The 16,213-nt window shown below is 50.7% G+C and carries 19 protein-coding genes; 10 read left to right on the top strand and 9 right to left on the bottom strand.

The annotated features are described in order from the left end of the window. Positions 1–9 precede the first annotated feature (9 nt). The gene (locus HGH92_RS02410; protein ID WP_168869164.1) at positions 10–309 is read left to right on the top strand and encodes a hypothetical protein; all 300 of its coding nucleotides are present in this window, start codon (positions 10–12) and stop codon (positions 307–309) included. A gap of 27 nt (positions 310–336) precedes the next feature. After that, positions 337–1,113 carry a DUF1080 domain-containing protein gene (locus HGH92_RS02405; protein ID WP_168869163.1) on the top strand — a complete coding sequence of 259 codons (777 nt, stop codon included), beginning with the start codon at positions 337–339 and terminating at the stop codon, positions 1,111–1,113. Positions 1,114–1,128: 15 nt separating this feature from the next. On the opposite strand, the gene HGH92_RS02400 is transcribed toward HGH92_RS02405, so the two are convergent. Further along, entirely contained in the window at positions 1,129–1,275 is a 147-nt protein-coding gene (locus HGH92_RS02400) for a hypothetical protein (protein ID WP_168869162.1), read from the bottom strand. 150 nt (positions 1,276–1,425) lie between these two features. On the opposite strand from HGH92_RS02400, the gene HGH92_RS02395 reads away from it, so the two are divergent. The 3 genes from HGH92_RS02395 (at position 1,426) to HGH92_RS02385 (ending at position 4,061) form a co-directional block, all read left to right on the top strand. Then, positions 1,426–2,409, top strand: a complete 984-nt coding sequence (locus HGH92_RS02395; protein WP_168869160.1) for a GlxA family transcriptional regulator — start codon at positions 1,426–1,428, stop codon at positions 2,407–2,409. Positions 2,410–2,568: 159 nt separating this feature from the next. Next, complete coding sequence (locus HGH92_RS02390; protein ID WP_168869159.1) at positions 2,569–3,315, top strand: nucleotidyltransferase; 747 nt, start codon at positions 2,569–2,571, stop codon at positions 3,313–3,315. A 2-nt stretch (positions 3,316–3,317) separates the two neighbouring features. Further along, complete coding sequence (locus HGH92_RS02385; protein ID WP_168869158.1) at positions 3,318–4,061, top strand: metallophosphoesterase; 744 nt, start codon at positions 3,318–3,320, stop codon at positions 4,059–4,061. 87 nt (positions 4,062–4,148) lie between these two features. On the opposite strand, the gene HGH92_RS02380 is transcribed toward HGH92_RS02385, so the two are convergent. Both HGH92_RS02380 and HGH92_RS02375 read right to left on the bottom strand, forming a co-directional pair. Then, positions 4,149–4,349: a hypothetical protein gene (locus tag HGH92_RS02380; RefSeq protein ID WP_168869157.1), complete on the bottom strand. Its 201-nt coding sequence runs from the start codon at positions 4,347–4,349 to the stop codon at positions 4,149–4,151. Positions 4,350–4,386: 37 nt separating this feature from the next. Further along, entirely contained in the window at positions 4,387–4,611 is a 225-nt protein-coding gene (locus HGH92_RS02375; RefSeq protein WP_168869156.1) for a hypothetical protein, read from the bottom strand. A 397-nt stretch (positions 4,612–5,008) separates the two neighbouring features. On the opposite strand from HGH92_RS02375, the gene HGH92_RS02370 reads away from it, so the two are divergent. The 3 genes from HGH92_RS02370 to HGH92_RS02360 all read left to right on the top strand — a co-directional run bounded on the left by HGH92_RS02370 (position 5,009) and on the right by HGH92_RS02360 (position 8,852). Then, positions 5,009–5,848, top strand: coding sequence for a mechanosensitive ion channel family protein (locus HGH92_RS02370; RefSeq protein WP_247654812.1), 840 nt, complete (start codon positions 5,009–5,011; stop codon positions 5,846–5,848). A gap of 48 nt (positions 5,849–5,896) precedes the next feature. Continuing rightward, positions 5,897–6,349, top strand: a complete 453-nt coding sequence (locus tag HGH92_RS02365) for a GNAT family N-acetyltransferase (protein ID WP_168869155.1) — start codon at positions 5,897–5,899, stop codon at positions 6,347–6,349. A gap of 142 nt (positions 6,350–6,491) precedes the next feature. Next, entirely contained in the window at positions 6,492–8,852 is a 2,361-nt protein-coding gene (locus HGH92_RS02360; RefSeq protein ID WP_168869154.1) for an ABC transporter permease, read from the top strand. A 2-nt stretch (positions 8,853–8,854) separates the two neighbouring features. Here the strand turns inward: HGH92_RS02360 and HGH92_RS02355 are convergent, their stop codons facing one another. The 6 genes from HGH92_RS02355 to HGH92_RS02330 form a co-directional block, all read right to left on the bottom strand. Then, complete coding sequence (locus HGH92_RS02355; protein ID WP_168869153.1) at positions 8,855–9,541, bottom strand: siderophore-interacting protein; 687 nt, start codon at positions 9,539–9,541, stop codon at positions 8,855–8,857. 56 nt (positions 9,542–9,597) lie between these two features. Beyond that, positions 9,598–10,473 (bottom strand): AraC family transcriptional regulator, encoded by an 876-nt coding sequence (locus HGH92_RS02350; RefSeq protein ID WP_168869152.1) that lies wholly within the window; start codon positions 10,471–10,473, stop codon positions 9,598–9,600. Between the two features lie 11 nt (positions 10,474–10,484). Further along, positions 10,485–11,354, bottom strand: a complete 870-nt coding sequence (locus tag HGH92_RS02345) for an aminoglycoside phosphotransferase family protein (RefSeq protein ID WP_168869151.1) — start codon at positions 11,352–11,354, stop codon at positions 10,485–10,487. Positions 11,355–11,414: 60 nt separating this feature from the next. After that, positions 11,415–12,269, bottom strand: a complete 855-nt coding sequence (locus HGH92_RS02340) for an NAD(P)-dependent oxidoreductase (RefSeq protein ID WP_168869150.1) — start codon at positions 12,267–12,269, stop codon at positions 11,415–11,417. A gap of 52 nt (positions 12,270–12,321) precedes the next feature. Beyond that, complete coding sequence (locus tag HGH92_RS02335; RefSeq protein ID WP_168869149.1) at positions 12,322–13,050, bottom strand: hypothetical protein; 729 nt, start codon at positions 13,048–13,050, stop codon at positions 12,322–12,324. 90 nt (positions 13,051–13,140) lie between these two features. Then, entirely contained in the window at positions 13,141–14,061 is a 921-nt protein-coding gene (locus HGH92_RS02330; RefSeq protein ID WP_168869148.1) for a glycerophosphodiester phosphodiesterase family protein, read from the bottom strand. 184 nt (positions 14,062–14,245) lie between these two features. Between HGH92_RS02330 and HGH92_RS02325 the strand changes: the two genes are divergently transcribed. Both HGH92_RS02325 and HGH92_RS02320 read left to right on the top strand, forming a co-directional pair. Continuing rightward, positions 14,246–15,562, top strand: coding sequence for a sensor histidine kinase (locus HGH92_RS02325; protein WP_168869147.1), 1,317 nt, complete (start codon positions 14,246–14,248; stop codon positions 15,560–15,562). A gap of 92 nt (positions 15,563–15,654) precedes the next feature. Further along, entirely contained in the window at positions 15,655–16,212 is a 558-nt protein-coding gene (locus HGH92_RS02320) for an RNA polymerase sigma-70 factor (RefSeq protein ID WP_168869146.1), read from the top strand. Position 16,213 lies beyond the last annotated feature (1 nt).

Below are 16,213 nucleotides of genomic sequence, written 5' to 3'. Positions count from 1 at the left end.
GAACTCACCATGGATTTACAAACATTTATGACTGCCATGAATGCTGCCCGGCCCCCTGATGGGCTGACAGTGTATTTGCAGGCATTGTGGTATGCAGGCAAAGGTGACTGGGACCATGCGCATGAGCTGGTCCAGGACCTGCCAGACCGCGATGCGGCCCATATTCACGCCTATCTGCACCGCGTTGAAGGCGACCAGTGGAACGCAGACTACTGGTACCGCAGGGCAGGGGAAAAAAGCCCCGCTGTAGGACTGGAAACAGAATGGCAACAGCTCGTCAGCAGTATGCTGGTTGCCGGTAAAAAATAAACATCAACCTAACTCAACAAATATTTTATGAAAGGAAAAATCATACTGACCGCCCTCTTAGCCGGCGGATGTTATATGGCACAGGCACAGGACCAGAAAGCCAAACCGGAAGATACCGAAATCTACAATCCCGTTCCGCCGGAAGTGAAGCCCGGCAAAAAATGTGGAGACGCTCCTTCTGATGCCATTGTCCTGTTTGACGGGTCCAACCTTGACCAATGGGTAATGGCAGACGACAGGAACACACCTGCCAAATGGGACGTGTCTAAAGGTATCCTGACAGTCAACAAACAGGCAGGTAACATCGAAACCAAAAAAACGTTTAACAACTATCAGCTGCATATCGAATGGCGTGTACCGGCCAACATTACCGGCACGGGTCAGGGCAGGGGCAACAGCGGCGTATTCCTGGCTTCCATTGGCAAAGGCGATGCAGGCTATGAGTTGCAGGTACTGGATTCCTACAATAACAAGACGTATACAAACGGCATGGCGGGCAGCATCTACAAACAACATGTTCCGCTGGCCAATCCTATTAACAAGCCGGGTGAATGGCAGGCATATGATGTGATCTGGACAGCGCCTGTATTTGGCAGCGATGGCAAATTGGTAAGCCCGGCCAGGGTGACCGTACTGTTTAACGGGGTATTGGTACAGAACAATGTGGAGCTGAAAGGTCCTACCCAGTATATCGGTACTCCGGCCTATCGTCAGGCACATGGTCCAAGCCCTATCAAGCTGCAGGCCCACGGTGACAAGAGCGAGCCACTGAGCTTCCGGAACATCTGGGTACGCGAGTTATAATTCTTTTTTTGCTGCTCATTTGAGTATCAGATGGGCAGCAAAAACCATTTCCCGCAGCAGTAGCTGCATGTCTTCCACCAGCCAGTCAAACAACGGGTCTTCCTGCCTTCGCCTGTAGGCCGTCACTACTTTCCCCACTACTTTTGTTAACCGGTAGCTCATGATAAAAGGGGTTCGAACGGTGTTAATACTTTTCTCATAAATATAATATTTGGCGAATACAAACTTACTGTCGGATTTTTATATCCGGGGGCCTCTATTACGACAAAAAAGGAGGTTGTTTACGACATTGGTTTTTTTTATATTTGGTACATGAAACACATATCCATCCTCGTCCCCAAAGGTGATGTAGCCCTATCTTGCATCGAAGGCTCATTTACTGTGTTTAACAAGGTCAATGACTTTCTGGCCGCATCGGGCAGATCTCCTTTATTTAAAGTGCAGCTGGTGGGGCTTGCACGGGAAGCAGAAACCTACCACCGTCTTTTTGCTGTAACACCGGACCTCACATTGGATGAAGTCAGTCAGACAGACCTGATTGTTATTCCTGCGGTGAACGGTGACATGCAACAGGTGATCAGTCAGAACCAGGAATTCTTCCCCTGGATTGTAAAGCAGCACCATAAAGGCGCCGAAGTGGCCAGCCTTTGCGTGGGCGCATTCCTGCTGGCATCCACCGGATTGCTGGACGGAAAAAAATGTGCCACCCACTGGTTTGCCGCTCACCATTTCCGGAAGATGTTCCCGGACGTACAGCTGGTCTCAGAAAAAATCATTACAGATGAAGGTGGTATCTACTCCAGTGGCGGGGCGGCCTCCTTCTACAACCTGATCATCTACCTGGTGGAGAAATACGCCGGCAAGGAACTGGCCATCCTCTGTTCCAAGATGTTTGAAATTGAATTCGAACGCAGCAACCAATCACCCTTTATCATCTTTGAAGGCCAGAAAAGCCATGATGATGAACCTATCCGTAAAGCCCAGGAATACATCGAAAATAATTTCTCGGAAAGAATCACGGTAGACCAGCTGGCCACCATGTTCTCCCTCAGCCGCAGAAACCTGGAAAGACGTTTTAAAAAGGCTACCTCCAATACGGCCGTTGAATATATGCAGCGCGTAAAAATTGAAGCTGCCAAAAACAGCCTGGAAAGAGGTTCTGAAAACGTAAGCGAAGTAATGTATAAAGTAGGATACACCGACACCAAAGCATTCCGTACCACCTTCAAAAAAATCACGGGCCTCTCTCCGCAGGAGTACCGTAACAAATACAACAGACAAGCCATCGCCAGCTAACTGCAGGGACGGCTGTCTGATTTTTGTAGCTTTTCTTCCTCATTCAGTCTGCATCCGGATGGGTATTTTACTGCCCATCCGGGAAGGATTTGTGCTGTCCGTGCGTTATCAGGGACAGCCATAGTTTTTATCCCTGTCACCGTATAAAAACACGGTGATATGAAAACATGCCCGGACGAATCCAACAGGGAAGCACATACTTTTTACCAGGAAGCGCTCCACCACCTGAACGCCAGCGGCGCCGACTATATGCTCGGCGGCGCCTTTGCCATGTTCTTTTATACCGGTATCTACCGTGACACCAAAGACCTGGATATTTTCTGCAAATGGACCGAATACCCTAAAATCCTGCAATATTTTTCCGTGCAACCCGGCTACCGGGTAGAACTTACTGACGTACGCTGGCTCGCAAAAGTGTATAAAGGCGATTATTTTATCGATATCATTTTTGATACGGTCAACAATATCTGCCGGGTAGATGATACCTGGTACCAGCACACCGTCAGCACCACCTTTGAAGAGGTGCCGGTGAAACTGATGGCCCCGGAAGAACTGGTATGGTGCAAGATTTATGTGCAGAACCGCGAACGCTTCGATGGTGCGGACGTGAACCATATCCTGCTGCGGTGCAAGCCGTTCGACTGGAAACGGCTGCTTTTCCGGCTCGATCAGCACTGGCATCTGTTACTGGCGCAACTGTTGATATTCCAGTTCGTATATCCCGCTGATTATCCGGACATCATTCCGCGCTGGCTGTTTGATGAGCTGATGGACAGGGCCCGTCAGCAGTATGAACTGCCACCGGCGGTGGAAAAGGTCTGCCGCGGTCCTTTCATCGACCAGACCCAATACGAAATCGACGTCAAAATATGGAATTATAAAGCATACACTATTAAAACCGTATAGTCATGACCGATACCAAACATCCTGTCCGCATTGCTGCTGTGGCAGATCTGCATATAACGGCGGCGGACAAAGGCCAATGGACCGAATGCTTCAAGGAAGTGGCTACGCAGGCAGATATCCTGCTGCTATGTGGCGACCTGACCGACACCGGCGACGAATCAGAAGCCGCGGTATTATACGATGAACTGAAAGTCTGCAATATCCCGGTTATCGGGGTGATGGGCAACCATGACTGTGAAAAAGGACGGCAGAAAATTATCTGTAACATGATCCAGGGTATTACCAATGTACATATCCTCGATGGAGAGGCTATTGTGGTGCATGATATCGGTTTTGCCGGTGTGAAAGGCTTTGGTGGCGGTTTCGACGGTCACATGCTGTCCATGTTCGGCGAAAACGCGATGAAGGCGTTTGTGCAGGAGGCGGTGGATGAAGCGCTGCATCTGGACAGGGCGCTGGCCAAAATAGAGAAAGAGCATCCGGGCATGAAAAAGCTCGCGCTGCTGCATTATTCACCTGTGTCGGAAACAATTGCCGGTGAGCCGGAACAGATCTATCCTTTTCTGGGCTCTTCCAGGCTGGCGGAGCCGCTTGCCCGCCACAAGGTAGTTGCCGCTTTCCATGGTCATGCGCACCATGGCCGGCTGGAAGGCCATCTCGGCGACGTGAAAGTCTTCAATGTGGCAAAGCCGATACTGCTGGGCGCCGGCTATAAACATCCGTTTTTTATGTTCGAGGTGAGCTGAGGACTATACGTTTTTTTGCCGGTATAACGTTACCGTATATACGAAGGGACCGCTACCGGCGGTCCCTTCTAAATTTCATGTCATCGGTTACAGGTCTTCCGTCAGCGGTTCGTCTCCCGCCAGTTCTTCATCGTCAATAGGTGTTTGTTCCGGTATATCCTCTTCCGCCCTTTTCTGTTGTATTATCCGTTCCCTGCTATGTGGATCTTGCGGATGCAGCGTTTCATCTGTAACCTTTTTGTGCTCATTGCTACGGTCAGAGCCGGTTGTTTTTTCTTCTGCTGGCATAAAAAAAGATTTACGGATGGAAAATAAAACCGGTACGCTACCGGCCTGCCTTGTCATGGTAGGCCTGTTCCCATGCATTGATAGCCTCGTCCGGAGTACTGCCGGTGCCGAGGATGACAGCATCGCTTCCTGCACCCAGTACACAGAAATATTCAGGCCCGTCGCGATATACATCAGGCATAAAATTTCTGGCGGCAGGAGGGAGTGCCGGATTACTATAGTCTATCTTTACATGTTCTCCTTCTAACGAGAAATGGTTCATACTTGAGCTGTTTTCTCCACCTATCCGGTCTAAAAACCATGCCGTTGCCGCCAGTCATTTTCTTTGTTTTATACAATAAAAGCAGGGAAATGTGCAATGCCCCGGACCGCCGGTTGTATTACTTTTGCCGTGACAGACGCAACCTTCGGTAGCATATCAGCATGAACTGCAAAAACATGAAACATATTATGTATTTGTGAAGCTAAACTGCCGCTGCCGTGGCTACTGTCAACCTTTTTGACAAAAGAATATCTTTTATAACAGTTGTAGGTTAATGATAAACCGGGGTATTCCTATCCCGGTTTTTTCATGATTTGTGTAGGTTGTTCCACGATGAAGACCGGCTACAGCCTTGTGTCAGGTGGCTGTACACTTGTGTCCGAAATTTGTGTTAGGAATGGACATGTATTATTCCCATATTTTAGCCGGCGAGTGGACCGGTTACCAAGACCTGATTTTCGATAAGCTGTACAGATGGGGCGTTGCAGCTGTGAAAATGTTACCCAATCTGGTGGTGGCCATCATTGTGCTGCTTATGTTCTGGCTGTTTGCCCGGTTAATGCGGCGCCTGGTCTATCGGCTGGTATGGAAAATGACAGACACTGTAGCTATTTCCGGATTGGTGGCCAGCACTGTTAACCTGTTGTTGTTGCTGATAGGGCTTTTTGTTTCACTGAACGTATTGCGCCTGGACAAAGCGGTCACTTCTATGCTGGCCGGCGCGGGCATTATTGGACTGGCACTGGGCTTTGCATTTCAGGACCTGACAGCCAACTTTATCTCCGGTATTTTTATCACCTTCCGTAAACCCTTTTCAGTAGGGCATATCATTGAATCCAACGGATTTACCGGCACGGTGAACAACATTCAATTGCGCTCCACCACGATGATCACAGCAGATGGACTACATGTGATCATCCCCAATAAGGATATTTTTCAGAAACCGATCATCAATCATTCCCTGACACCGCTGCGGCGCATTAACCTCACTTTTACCCTGCCCGTCAGCGACCGTCTGCCGGAGGCGGAAAAAATTATGTTGGACATCGTACAGAAAAATAAATCGGTGATACCGAAGCGGCCACGCACGGTACGTTTCGACAGTATTGACGGTGGCAATGTAAAAGCATTGCTCTGCTGCTGGGTCAATAACGAGCAGGAAGGTACTTACGAAGACACGGTGCATGAGCTGATCGTAGGTGTAACCAGTGAGTTAAAGAAAGCCGGCATACTTTGATGCCCGCTTTTTGTGTATCTTCCCGGCATGATGCCCACCGCCGAAAATATGACGATTAAACTGCTGGGAACCGGAGACGAACTCCCTTATGACCTGTTGCTGCTGGCCGATCCCTCCCGGGAGATCATAGATTCCTATATCCGTGATTCCCGCGTGTATGTGGCCCTTATTGGCGATGTACGTGTAGGCGTATACGTGCTGACGCCTTTGGAAGATAAAAAAGCGGAAGTGAAAAATATTGCCATACATGAATCATGGCAGGGGAGAGGGCTGGGGAAACAGCTGCTCACCGATGCCGCGATAAAGGCCAGGGACCTTGGTTTCAGGACACTGGTGATTGGTACGGGCAATTCCAGCGTGGCACAATTGTATCTCTACCAACGCAGCGGTTTTGAAATTACCGCCATCCGCAAAGACTTCTTTATACAACATTACCCTGAGCCGATCTATGAAAACGGCATACAATGCAAACATATGATCATGCTTGAAAAGACGCTCTGACGGCCCATCGCAGAAATGGACAGGCGTGTATCAAAATCGAACAGTTTAAATAAAAAATCTATTTATATTATTTTGATAGCTATGGGTGCGTAAGATTGGCGCTGGATATGCTGACAATAGTGTCTGTATAAAAGCCGGTATCATGTTTAAAAGTTACTTCCTTACCACGTGGCGTAACCTGGTAAAAAACAAATTTTACTCCCTGATCAATATTGCCGGTCTCACTACCGGGCTGGCGGTTGGGTTGCTGATCCTGCTGTGGGTGCAGGATGAACGTAGCTTTGACCGCTTCCACCGGCACAAAGACCAGCTGTACCGGCTGGAGAACAGGGTGGGCACGGGTGTGAGCCGCCACATCTGGACCGTCACCAACGCTCCTATTGCAGTAAATGCGCAGGCCCGGCTCCCGGAAGTGAAAGGCATGTTGCGGATGGCCGATAACTATGTTTGGTCTTCTTTCCGGTACAACAACCAGCTATTTGCTGCCAACAAAGCATTCTTTACAGACACGACGCTTTTTTCATTGTTTGATTTTCCGCTGGTCCAGGGAAACCCCGCCCAGCCTTTTCCTGACCCGCATACGGTTGTGATGACGGAAAAAGCCGCGCATAAATATTTCGGTAATGTATCCCCGCTGGGAAAGGTGATCATGGCCAACGACAAAACCAGTTTTACCGTCAGCGGTATTATCAGGGATTTTCCCAAGAACTCTTCCATACAGGGGGAATTGTTCTTTCCCATGCAGTTATTGAATGACATGTTCTACGCCGGCAAGGGGAAATATGCCGACCAGGAGTGGAATGAATATAATTTTCATACGTATCTTTTTCTACAGCCTGGCAGTAAAACCGCCGCGCTGGCCAATCAGCTACGCAACATACACCTGGAGCACAACCCTGAAGACACTGACATTGAATACCTGCTGCAACCACTGGCCAGCATGCATCTTTACGATGCCGACGGGCGGGAAGACGGGATGCAGACAGTGCGCATCTTTGCGATCATCGCTGTTTTGATACTGGCTATTTCTGCCATTAACTATGTGAATCTCTCCACCGCCCGGGCGGTATTAAGGGCCAAAGAAGTGAGTGTGCGCAAGATCATTGGGGCGGAAAGGAGACAGCTGTTTCTGCAGTTTATATTGGAAACGGCTTTTGTTTTCGTATTGTCGCTGGCGTTAGCCCTGATATTAGCCAGTGCGTTGCTGCCGTTGTTCAATCAATTGTCCGGAAAAGAGCTGGTCATCAATTTTATGAGTGGCCGCCTCTGGATGCTCGTAGGTATTACCGGCCTGGCTACACTGGCGGTGTCCAGCATTTATCCGGCGTTGATGTTGTCGTCGTTTGAGCCGTTGAAGGCGCTCAAAGGCATAGTGGTAACGGGTATCCGCAACATCACTTTCCGCCGGGTGTTGGTGACCGGACAGTTCGCGATTTCCATCGGGCTTATTACTGGTACGCTGATCATCGGGCGCCAGCTGCATTTTATGCGGACACAAAATCCCGGTTACGATAAAGAGCATGTGCTGATGTGCCAGTTGTCACAAGGCAATGCGCACTACGACGCCATCCGGGAACGGATGTTGCGCGAGCCGGAGATCAAAAGCATGGTCAGGGCCTCCGGCAATATCGCCATGCTGGGCGTACAGTCCGGCGATACACAATGGGAAGGCAAAGAAAAAGGAGAGACGGTGATGGTGTATCCGCTCAGCGTTGAAAAGGATTTTATTCCTTTCTTTAAAATGCAGTTGTTGGCAGGAACTAATTTCTCCGGTACACCGGCAGATTCTGCGCATTATATCCTGAATGAAACCGCCGTACGGGAAATGGGGCTCAAAAACCCGGTAGGCCAGCGTTTCCGGTTGTGGAAAAAAGAGGGGACTATTGTTGGCGTCATCAAAGATTTTCACTTCGCTTCGCTCAGGGTGAAGATAGAGCCGGTAGTGCTTTATTATAAGCCGGAACGTAACGATATGTTGCTGATGAAGACCAGCGGGCGCGAAGCCCCCGGCGCCATTGCCGCCTTAGAGAAAATATGGCAGCAGTACAGTCCGGACATACCGTTTGAATATCATTTCATGGACGAAACCTTTGACGACATTTACCGGGCTGACGGGCGTACCGGATCGCTGTTCAACGTATTTGCCGGTATTGCCATTTTTGTGTCCTGCCTTGGTTTGCTGGGGCTGACGGCTTACACTGCGCAGGTGCGTACCCGTGAGATCGGTGTCCGTAAAGTGCTGGGGGCGGGCGTGAGCAGTATTGTACGTTTGCTGACCCTGGATTTTATCCGTTTGATATTGATCGCCAACCTGATCGCGCTGCCGGTGTCCTGGTGGGCCATGAGCCGGTGGCTGAACGAATTTGCCTATCGTATTCCGCTCAGCTGGACCGTCTTTCTTTTCTCCGGATGTATAACATTGCTCATTGCGTTGTTTACCATCAGTTTTCAATCTATAAAGGCCGCCACGGCCAATCCTGTCAGGAGCCTCAGGACAGAATAAATTTATTTCCAGAATCCCAGCGCCTGTATGTGGTCGCTGGCACAGCCTCTTGCCTTTAATATTTTTCTGGCCGCCACTACCAGGTGGGAGTTGCCGGCGAGATAATATTGCCATGACGGATGCAATGCCTGCTGTTCCAGTTGGGTGAGCAGTGAGGTTGTGTTGGGCATGGTATCCAGTGGTAGTTCAGGAAATGTCTGTGCAAACTGGCGGTGTGCTGCTTCGGGTATTACGACCATGCCGGATATCCAGTTGTGGGAAGCTGCCAGTTGCTGCAGTCCGTTGAAATGTCCAATCGCGCTCTGGTCACCGATCATCACGAGGTGAGAGCCCTGTACTATTTTTTGCCGGGTGCCATCCACACCGATATAGTGCATGGTGTCGCCAGGGGAAAGGCTTTTCGCCCATTCAACACCGGCGCCTTCGTGGCTGGTATCAATAAAAAGGGTACAGGTGCGGAGAGAGACATTCCAGCGGGCCGGCGTATAGTCGCGATAGTGATATGGCGCTACGCGGCATTTGATATGAGGCGGTGACTGCCAGTTGTGCATGTTCACGCCGGGCAGGTGAAGGTCTATTTCGCAGAAACCGGTTGTTTCCCAATGCCGAACGTCCAGCACAGATCCTTGCCGGTTAATGGTTTTCTCAAGGAGCCCCATGCGGCGTTGACGTAAAGTAGTTGTTTCCATGTGCATTTATTTACCATGCAAAACAACGAATGAATCATTGCCCGGGAAATAGACAATCAAAGGGAAAGATTGGACAAATCGCGGTATCTGGCACGGAAGGTCAGGGGCGTTTCACCCGCCAGCTTATGGAATACGCGCGTGAAATAGGTATGATCTTCAAAGCCGGTGCGGAACGCGATCTCTTTAGTAGTAAGGTCTGTATAGTAAAGTAGCCGTTTGGCTTCCCGTAAGGACTCCTGCTGTATCCAGTGGCTGACAGGAAAGCCGGTATGTCCTTTTACCACTTCGTTGAGATAGGAAAGGGAGAGGTTCATTCTCTCTGCATAGGCGGCCGGGCTTTTCAGGGAGAGAAAATGTTCTTTCACCAGTTCTTTGAACTGCCGGGTGATAATGGCTGCGCGGCCGTTCTGTTGCCGGCTGCTGTCGCTGGCTTGCAGGAATGCTGCGGCCACCATGCCTACGTAGGCGTCAATCAGGGAATGCAGTACTTTGCGTTGCAGGGGATCGCTGCCGGACAGCTGATCGTATTGAAACACCAGCTGAAGGCATTGTGTGAAAGGGCTGATATCGTCCACCGGAATACATTGTTGTTCTCCTTTGGCGTTTTCAAAGATATTGCGCCAGGTGTCCTGTACCAGCGGGATTTCTACCGCAAGGAACCAGCCCTGGGAAGTACCATTGTCCAAATAGTGATGTACCTGTCCGGGTGCGATGAACCCGATGCCTTTGCCCTTGGGGCTATGAAGCGCGAAGTCGATCATCAGTTCCATTTGACCGCTGTCCTGCAGGAAGAACACGAAGTAGTCGTCACGGTGCGGTTCCAATGCTTCCAGTGTACCGGGCTTTATCTGGGTGTATTTTATTTCAATCCCGTTGCCGAAATGGGCTTTATGGGTGGGTACCTGTTTTCTCTTTTGTTGTTTGCCGGGCATAGTATGTTTATTTAGGATGACAGGAGCGCATAGGCTGTTTCGGCGGTCCGCAGCGCTATGGTGGCATCTTCGCCGGCGTTGAGGCTCCAGGCGGCGGAGAGGCCGCCGTAGGCGATGATCCACCGCAGCAGGCGGGAAGGCTCTATGCGGGCGGCGGTACTGACTACCGCTACCTGTCCGGCGAGCCGTCCGGGCGTGCCGGCTGTTTCCTGGTCAGGGTTGCAGAAGATATTGGCGTAATCGTAGCCACGGTCGCCCCATAATCCTTTGGGATCGATGGCCAGCCATCCTTTGTTGCCGCCGTCGAGTACGTTGCCATGATGAAGATCGCCATGCAGAATGCTTATTTCCTGCTGATGACGGAGCAGGTCGTGTGCAATCAGCTGTGCGTCTCCGAGGATGCCACCGTATTTGTCGGCCGCGGGGCGCAGCTCATCGAACCATTTTTCCAGTGGCACCAGTTGAGCGGGCGGCGGCGTGCTACGCGGGGCGTGGAGCAGGTCTGCCACTTCGCAGATAATACGGCTGGCGGTAGCATCTTGTCCGTTACGCGCCATTTCCGCCAGTAGCGGTGTGCTGTTGACCCGTTCCAGCAGCAATGCGGGCCCGTGCTGTTGCAGCACTTTTACGGCGCCTGTGCCGTTCCAGTAGGCCATTAATAAACCGCCGCGTTGCTCTTCTGTTTCGAGGGCTATTTTCAGCATGGCGGGCTGTTGTTGGTAACGTACCGGTTGGAGCCAGCAGGCGTAGGTTTTGAATGGCTTGCCGTCGGGTCCCAGCTGCCATTGTTGCAGATAATGTTTCCGTTGCTGGTCACCGGCCCTGAAAGCAGCTGCTGTTCTCCATTCCTGCACAGGGGCGGTGTTATGATGGTTGGACATCCGTTGAAAGGAGATCGTTGTTAGAAAAAAAGTCCCTCCGGCTGGCGGAGGGACAACCGGTTATGACGGTATATTATCTTTTGCGATAACGGTCCAGTCCTGGCTGCCGTGGCCTTTAGCGATCCAGCGGTCCATTTCTTCCGCGATCGCGGGGATAACGGCGAGTTGAGTGCCGTTTTCCTTAGCGGCGTTCATAAACAGCTGGGTGTCTTTGCGGGACATGTTCAGCTCCCAGGACGGTTGGTCGTACGTGCCTGAGGTCAGGCGTTTTAGCCGTGGCACTACCTGTGCGCCAGGGTTCCAGGCGTTGAACAGGGAATACACTTCCTCCATTTTTATGTTGAGCGCTTTGCAGAGAGACAACATATCAGAGAGGCCGGCGGTGAAGGTCACCAGGAAGAGGTTGCCCATCAGTTTAATAGCGGCGGCTTTTCCCGGTTCCGGACCGAAGTTGAGCACTTTACCGGTGAACGGCGCCAGTTCAGGCTCCAGCTGGCTGATCAGCTCCTGGTCGCCGGACACGAGGATGTTGCCGGTACCTTCCAGTGCATTGGCAGGGCCCATGAACACGGGCGCATGCTGATAAACAAACCCACGTTCCTTCCATGCTCTGGTGCGTTGCACAGAACCTTCGGCGGAAGTGGTGGTATGATCTATGATAATGGCGCCTGGCTTCAATCCGGCGCTGGCGGCGGCTAACACCTCATCTACAGACGCATCGTCTTTCAGGGTAAGATAAATCCTGTCTGCTCCTTTTACGGCATCTGCCGCATTTTCAAATGCTTTGGCGCCATAGGCTTCCAGTGCAGTTGCACGGGAGGCGGTGCGGTTCCATACCTGTACCTGCAGTCCTTTATTGATCATTGCCCTGACAAAGCTCGATCCCAGCAGGCCCATACCTAAAAATGCTACCATAATATTGATTTTTTGGCAAAGGTAGGAAAGAGTGGGAATATGGTTTTTACACTTATAAAGTCATCAGCCGCATAAATGCGGCAGTGCTGCTTTTGTTTTCCCGTGCAGCATGCAGTTCGCGGAGGTAGGGAAAAGTGTGGATATTATACCGGAAAGCTGGCAGCTTGTGGCTGAACTTCTTCTCAAGGTAATCATTGAGCGCTGCGTCGGTTTTATCTCCTTCTATATAGGCATTCAGAAAATAATACAGGCTTTTGTATTCTTTCTCCAGCAGCAGGTGCAGGGCGATGACAAATGCGCCGTAGGTGATATCGTTGCTGCGGGCGATGATACTGCCTGCTTTCTCATAGAAAGCGGTATTCAGCTGCTGGTAATGTTGAGGTAAAAATATCAGGCAGAAATATTCGATGTTGTTGTTTTCAAAAACGCCGCCGGTGGTTTCTCCGCCGTCCATATTGTGCCAGGTGGCCCACTCCATGAATTCGTTGAGCGGCTGCCGGCCGGCCAGCAGCTCGTCCAGCTGGTGTGCCAGTCCTTTTACTGTGGGAGCGGTGTCTTTGGCATATTGTTTATAATCCTGCCACTCGAAAAAATAATCGGGCTGGTAGTTTTCCAGCGCTGTCTCAAAAAGAGACACCGGATCGGTGAACCCGGGCTCATATGGTTCGGGCTGCAACACTTCTTCCATTTGGGCAATCAGTTCCCTGGTAGTCAGTTCTCCCTGGAACCAGCTGATGATCATATCGTGAAAAAACGGGTATTGTTTTCCCGGAGCATTCATGGACAAACAGGTTTATGAGCGCTAATGTACGAAAGAAGTGATTACAGCGGCGTTCGCAAGCCGCGTGGCCGGCGAACGGCCGTTCATCTGTTATTTCTTACCGAAAAACCGCTGCTTCTCGCTTTTTGCTGGCACCATACTTTGTATCGCCGCCGCCGCTTCAATGGAGCGGTCAGCCTCTATAAGGCTGGCGCCATCACGGATGATGGCCTGATAGGCGGCAGCGCGGGCAGTGGCGTCGGGTTGTTTATCGTAGGTGGGCGCGGTGGAAATCATGCACATGACGCCGCGCTGATGAAGTGTTTCGTATAGCGGTTGCAGTTGGGGCTTGTTGTCGGGGCCTACATAGGCCATGATATGCGACCACGGAATGCCGGCGGCTTCATATTCGGCCATGGCCTCCGGTGTTTTGACGAAAGCTTCAAACACAAAGTCCTTGTTGCGGTCATAGTACCACCGGGCTTCCCTGGCGGTATGTACGGTGATCATGACATGTCCTGCTGCCTGGTTTTTAGTGATGAGGGAAGCGGTCATTTCAAAAGGCACGTCTTTTTTATCGAGGATCAGAACGGTTTTACCTTTTGCCCAGGTGATGGCTTCCTGCAGGGTAGGGATGCGGTATTCCGTGATGTTACCGTCCACATCTTTCAGCTTCAGTTGTTTCAGCTCGGCCAGGGTGTAGTCGGATACTTTGCCAGTGCCGGTGGTGGTGCGGTCCAGTGTGGCATCGTGCATAAGCACGATAGCGCTGTCTTTTGTCAGCCGCGGGTCTATTTCAAAAGTCGCGGGCGTATGCCGCAAGGTGTTTTCAAATGCCGCAATGCTGTTTTCCGGGAAACCGGTGTTTACCCCGCCACGGTGACCGCTGATGAAAGGGATGTCTTTACCGGTATAACGAAGAAATGCCTGTAGCTCTTTGCTGTTGCGGATTTTTAGCACATGCATTTTTTGCGCATGGGCAGACAATTGGGCTGTCAGGAAAGCCGTTGCCAGGAACAGTTTTTTTATCATGATCAGGATTTGACAAGCGCGAAATATATCTGTTTTGTTCCAACAATACCGGAAAGGTATATTAAGTTATTTGCATATTTTATTATTCCTATGCTTTTAGGAGAAGATAAAAACGGGAAAACTCCCCTAAATCTTTAGCGTGCATGAATTATTTTTGCAGTTCCTTTTGAGATATAATCATACCATGATCTTTAGGAAAATCGCGAACTGCTGGAATGCTGTCGTTAACATAGGAATACATCCCGGATTGTCTTTTATTGAAACGAGAAGGACAAAACTCCTGAATACGGTGGCTATTCCGGGGGTTATACTGACATTGTATTTCTGTGTTCTCAACCTGGTACAGCACCGGCCGGCATTAGCGCTGGTGAATATCGTCCATACCCTTGGCGATCTGCTGATACTGTACCTGAACAAAAAACAGCGTTACCTGCAGGCAAGGGGAGTGGTGATCGTATTAAGCCTCACCCTGTACGGTATTTCAGGGCTTTTGTTCCGGAACGGGGCGGAGTTTTACCTGATACTCATCCTGGTGCTTACCTACCTGATTTATGACAACAAATGGTTATTAGGTTTCCTTTCTGTATTGATCATTTCTGTGATAGCATTTGTGTACTATGCGCCGGTAATGTGGGACCTGAAGCCACTGGTGCCTTCCGGCAGGATACTGGCCAACCTGGTGATAGCCCTGGGGGTGGCGGTCATCGCCCTGATTTATTTCAAAAGCGTGCATGCTGAATACCAGGAACAGACGGAAGAACAGCGTAAAGTGCTGGACTTGCTGAACCGCGACAAGGTGAAGCTGTTTTCCATCATCGCACATGATATCCGCAGTCCGCTGGCCACCCTGGAAGGGTTGCTGCTCATGTTCAGCAATAACCACTACAGTGAGGCCGAAATGAAATCGGCAGCGAAGGAGCTGCACCTGAAAGTGTCGCAGCTGGGAGAAACGCTCAATAATCTCCTGCGCTGGACAGCCGGACAAATGAAAGGGCTTCATACCGAGCCGGCAGATGTGCTGCTGGCGCCCCTCGTCAATGATGCGCTCAGCACCTTTGAACCCAATATCCGGCAGAAAGGGCTGAAGCTGGACATGTCAGTGGATGACCGCACTCCGGTATATGTAGATACCAATCAACTGATGATCGTGCTGCGTAACCTGATCAGCAACGCTATTAAATTCAGCCACCAGGATGGGACCATCACCATCAGCACCGCCACAGACAATAAAAACGTATGCCTGGCCGTGACTGACGAAGGCATGGGCATGGACCGCGAGCGGCAGGAAACACTGTTCTCTTTCGGTTATAAACCAGGCTACGGCACCGCAGGCGAACGCGGCTCCGGAATTGGCCTGGTGCTGTGCGCCGAATTTATCCGCCAGAACAATGGCGAAATAAGCGTGGAAAGCACACCAGGCAAAGGCACCACCTTCCGGTTGACATTGCCCGCCGGTCATGAAAAAACACCGGAAGAAATAGAAGAAGAATGGTGGGCATAAATACCGCTGCCTAAACTTTACATGATACTGGGTTTGATGAAATATTTTCATAGCTTTGTTTTCAAGGCTAAACATTTTCATCAACCAAACCAATGCCCGCTTACCACGTATACGAGGACAGTGAACTACTCGACTTTGTAAAGTCGGGCAATGAAGCCGCGTTTGATGAAATCTACCGCCGGCACTGGCACAGCCTCTATCACAGTGCCTATTACCTGCTCCAGGAAGAAGCTCCCGCCATGGACATCGTACAGGACGTATTCGTCTGGTTCTGGGAACACCGTGACCACCTGGTGCTGACCTCTCTCCGCGGATATCTCCTTATGGCCGTCCGGTATAAAGTGGCCAACTATTTCCGCCGGCAGAAAGTACGGGCCGCCTTTGCCGCAGAATCCATAATGCTCTCCCGTGAAGAAGGCGCCTGCGAACAGGCACTGGAGCTGAAAGAACTGAAAGCAGTCATTGCCAGCTTTACCGCGGAACTGCCCGAACGTTGCCGGGAGGTATTTCAACTGAGCCGCCAGGAACATTTGTCTAACCGGGAGATAGCCCGTCAACTGGGGGTTTCAGAGAAAACGGTGGAGAACCAGCTGACGATAGCACTGAAGAAATTAAGGGTGAGACTGGGGAGTATGTCGTTGTTGATGTAGG

This window comes from Chitinophaga varians, assembly GCF_012641275.1.
In the GTDB taxonomy this organism is placed as follows: domain Bacteria; phylum Bacteroidota; class Bacteroidia; order Chitinophagales; family Chitinophagaceae; genus Chitinophaga; species Chitinophaga varians_A.
The sequence above is the reverse complement of the archived record's forward strand: the minus strand, read 5'-3'. Positions and strand labels throughout refer to the sequence as shown.

Excerpts from the sequence above, each read along its gene's own strand:
- HGH92_RS02410 (WP_168869164.1), top strand. The coding sequence starts at position 10 with ATGGATTTACAAACATTTATGACTGCCATGAATGCTGCCCGGCCCCCT.
- HGH92_RS02405 (WP_168869163.1), top strand. The coding sequence starts at position 337 with ATGAAAGGAAAAATCATACTGACCGCCCTCTTAGCCGGCGGATGTTAT.
- HGH92_RS02400 (WP_168869162.1), bottom strand. The coding sequence starts at position 1,275 with ATGAGCTACCGGTTAACAAAAGTAGTGGGGAAAGTAGTGACGGCCTAC.
- HGH92_RS02395 (WP_168869160.1), top strand. The coding sequence starts at position 1,426 with ATGAAACACATATCCATCCTCGTCCCCAAAGGTGATGTAGCCCTATCT.
- HGH92_RS02390 (WP_168869159.1), top strand. The coding sequence starts at position 2,569 with ATGAAAACATGCCCGGACGAATCCAACAGGGAAGCACATACTTTTTAC.
- HGH92_RS02385 (WP_168869158.1), top strand. The coding sequence starts at position 3,318 with ATGACCGATACCAAACATCCTGTCCGCATTGCTGCTGTGGCAGATCTG.
- HGH92_RS02380 (WP_168869157.1), bottom strand. The coding sequence starts at position 4,349 with ATGCCAGCAGAAGAAAAAACAACCGGCTCTGACCGTAGCAATGAGCAC.
- HGH92_RS02375 (WP_168869156.1), bottom strand. The coding sequence starts at position 4,611 with ATGAACCATTTCTCGTTAGAAGGAGAACATGTAAAGATAGACTATAGT.
- HGH92_RS02370 (WP_247654812.1), top strand. The coding sequence starts at position 5,009 with ATGGACATGTATTATTCCCATATTTTAGCCGGCGAGTGGACCGGTTAC.
- HGH92_RS02365 (WP_168869155.1), top strand. The coding sequence starts at position 5,897 with ATGACGATTAAACTGCTGGGAACCGGAGACGAACTCCCTTATGACCTG.
- HGH92_RS02360 (WP_168869154.1), top strand. The coding sequence starts at position 6,492 with ATGTTTAAAAGTTACTTCCTTACCACGTGGCGTAACCTGGTAAAAAAC.
- HGH92_RS02355 (WP_168869153.1), bottom strand. The coding sequence starts at position 9,541 with ATGGAAACAACTACTTTACGTCAACGCCGCATGGGGCTCCTTGAGAAA.
- HGH92_RS02350 (WP_168869152.1), bottom strand. The coding sequence starts at position 10,473 with ATGCCCGGCAAACAACAAAAGAGAAAACAGGTACCCACCCATAAAGCC.
- HGH92_RS02345 (WP_168869151.1), bottom strand. The coding sequence starts at position 11,354 with ATGTCCAACCATCATAACACCGCCCCTGTGCAGGAATGGAGAACAGCA.
- HGH92_RS02340 (WP_168869150.1), bottom strand. The coding sequence starts at position 12,269 with ATGGTAGCATTTTTAGGTATGGGCCTGCTGGGATCGAGCTTTGTCAGG.
- HGH92_RS02335 (WP_168869149.1), bottom strand. The coding sequence starts at position 13,050 with ATGAATGCTCCGGGAAAACAATACCCGTTTTTTCACGATATGATCATC.
- HGH92_RS02330 (WP_168869148.1), bottom strand. The coding sequence starts at position 14,061 with ATGATAAAAAAACTGTTCCTGGCAACGGCTTTCCTGACAGCCCAATTG.
- HGH92_RS02325 (WP_168869147.1), top strand. The coding sequence starts at position 14,246 with ATGATCTTTAGGAAAATCGCGAACTGCTGGAATGCTGTCGTTAACATA.
- HGH92_RS02320 (WP_168869146.1), top strand. The coding sequence starts at position 15,655 with ATGCCCGCTTACCACGTATACGAGGACAGTGAACTACTCGACTTTGTA.